The sequence below is a fragment of the Mycobacterium sp. UM_Kg1 genome (assembly GCF_000972925.1).
Taxonomy (GTDB): Bacteria; Actinomycetota; Actinomycetes; order Mycobacteriales; family Mycobacteriaceae; genus Mycobacterium; species Mycobacterium hiberniae.
In genome coordinates, this window is record NZ_JRMK01000279.1 from 1 (window position 1) to 2,165 (window position 2,165).

Annotated in this window: 3 protein-coding genes; 1 reads left to right on the top strand and 2 read right to left on the bottom strand. The window is 70.3% G+C overall.

Annotated features, from left to right (window positions below; all coding sequences use genetic code 11):
• Window positions 1-87: 87 nt before the first annotated feature.
• Both LI92_RS21015 and LI92_RS21020 read right to left on the bottom strand, forming a co-directional pair.
• Window positions 88-1,026, bottom strand: a complete 939-nt coding sequence (locus LI92_RS21015; RefSeq protein ID WP_046322391.1) for a M56 family metallopeptidase — start codon at window positions 1,024-1,026, stop codon at window positions 88-90.
• Between the two features lie 14 nt (window positions 1,027-1,040).
• Window positions 1,041-1,457, bottom strand: coding sequence for a BlaI/MecI/CopY family transcriptional regulator (locus LI92_RS21020; RefSeq protein ID WP_046322392.1), 417 nt, complete (start codon window positions 1,455-1,457; stop codon window positions 1,041-1,043).
• 137 nt (window positions 1,458-1,594) lie between these two features.
• Between LI92_RS21020 and LI92_RS21025 the strand changes: the two genes are divergently transcribed.
• Window positions 1,595-2,008 (top strand): PaaI family thioesterase, encoded by a 414-nt coding sequence (locus LI92_RS21025; RefSeq protein WP_046322394.1) that lies wholly within the window; start codon window positions 1,595-1,597, stop codon window positions 2,006-2,008.
• Window positions 2,009-2,165 lie beyond the last annotated feature (157 nt).

A 2,165-nucleotide genomic window follows, 5' to 3' on the forward strand; every position in this document is an offset into this window, starting at 1 on the left:
GGGCGGTGCCGACAACGTCCGACGCGCTCATATGTTCGCCTTTCGGTGGTAGGTGAATGCGATGCCCGGTTTTCGGGGCGGCGCGGGTTACCCCACGATCAGTCGGTGCAGCTCGGTCAGCCACGGTACCGCCAGTGCCGCCGTGGGCACCGTCAGCACCCCCGCTGCGGCCGAATACGCGGCAGCGGCCAGGGCCGGACTGTTGCCTCGCCCCGACAACCGTTGGACCCGCAACACCGTGTTGGTGCCCCCGGCCGCCAGTGCGCCGGCCGGGACGTTGGCCGACGCACAGGTCACCAGGGCCCGGGCCAGGGGAGGAGCGCCCGCCACCCGGACGGCGGCGTCGTCGGCCAGCAGTTCGATCAGCAACCGCACCGCGTCCAGCGCGCTGCCGCTGCGGACGAACCGGGGAAAGGCGGTGTGCACGGCGGTGAATGCCTCGAGCACCAGGTCGTGCCGAGCACGCAGGTGTGCCCGCTCGTGGCAGAGCAGGGCGGCCAACTCGGTGTCGGTGAGCACGTCGAGCGTGCCCGAACTGAGCACCACCCGGCTGCGCACTCCGGGCAGGCAATAGGCGAGCGGCTGCACCACCTGCAGAATCCGCAGGCCGCTGGTGCGCACCGCGGGCGGCCGGTCGGTGACGCTCACCAGGTCCACAAGCATGCGGTGGTGAGCGCGGCGCTGCCGGGTGCGGATGGCGACCCGCAGCACCGTCCAGGCCAGCCGCAAGCCCACCATCAGCGTCAGGGCGAAGACCGCGACGTAGAACGTCCACAGCGGCCACCCCAGGCGGTCCAGCGAGCCCAGGATCGTCGACGTGGGCCGGCCGTCCGGGCCCGGCATCAGCAGCCGGGTCGCGGTGGCCAGGCCCGCGCTGAAGGCCGACAGCACCGCGGCGAGGGCGACGGCCTGCCAGAGCACCAGTGCGGCCCGCGGGGCGCGTAGCGGCCAGTCAGCGCGCGCCAACAGGGCCGGAACCGGACCTACGAGCAACAGCGCGAGAAGGGAAAAGGCCAGCGCGGACACGCTGCCAGTCTCCCTCAGGAGGCGGGTCGGCCGCCACCGGGGAGGCGGCTGCGGTCCTTGGCCTCGAGTTCGTCGAGCGCCCGCCGCAGTGCCTGGGCTTCGTCCACGCCGACGCGCTCGACGAAATGCACCAGTGCGGCCCGGCGGTCGCCGGAGTCGGCAGCCTGATCGAGGGCTTCGACCATCAGGCCGGCAACCAGTTCGTCGCGGCCGCGGACCGGCGTGTAGCGGTGGGCGCGGTCGTCGCGGATCTGCGACACCAGATTTTTCTTGGCCAGCCGCTGCAGGACCGTCATCACGGTCGTATAGGCCAACTCGCGCTGTGCCGACAGCGCCTCATGGACCTCGCGCACCGTCTGGGACTCCGGCGACGACCACAGGTGGTCCATCACCGCTCGTTCCAAGTCCCCTAGATGGGTCTGCTTCGCCATGTCTGTTATCAACTCCCCGGGCAACGCAGCAAGCCTACCCGCAATTACTACCGCGTGTCGTATCCCAACCTGAGGGGCTGCTGGGAGCCGCCGGGACGGGGAGCGGCCGCCGGGGCGCCGTCGTGTACAACGATCACATGGCTCCCACCGGATTCCCGCCCACCTTCTCCGCGCCGTTCGACAGCGAGATCGGCCTGGTCTACACCGATGTCGGGCCGGACGGCGCGCGCGCCAGCCTGGAGCTGCAACCCAAACTGTGCCAGCCGGCGGGCATCGTGCACGGCGGTGTTTACTGCTCGATGATCGAAAGTGTGGCCAGTGTGTCCGCGCACGCCTGGCTCAACCGCGATGGCGGTGAACCTATGGCTACGGTCGTCGGGGTCAACAACAACACCGACTTTCTCCGGGCGGTCTCCTCCGGGACGGTCTACGCCGCCTCGACTCCGATTCATCGCGGCCGGCGTCAGCAGCTGTGGCTGGTGACGATCACCGACGCCGACGACCGGGTGGTCGCGCGCGGTCAGGTCCGGTTGCAGAACCTGCCGAGCTGAGACGGCTGAGCCGATGGCGCCGACCCGCTTCGCCCCGCTCCGCCGCGCTTGCGACCACCGCGGCTAGCTGTACTGACCTGAGAGGTTAGGTACGCGGCTGGCGGGTGGTTGGCCGCCGAGTGCGGTGTGGCCGCGTTGGTGATTGTAGGTGTGGAGC

Coding starts and splice junctions, on each gene's coding strand:
- LI92_RS21020 (WP_046322392.1), bottom strand. CDS start 1,457: ATGGCGAAGCAGACCCATCTAGGGGACTTGGAACGAGCGGTGATGGAC.
- LI92_RS21025 (WP_046322394.1), top strand. CDS start 1,595: ATGGCTCCCACCGGATTCCCGCCCACCTTCTCCGCGCCGTTCGACAGC.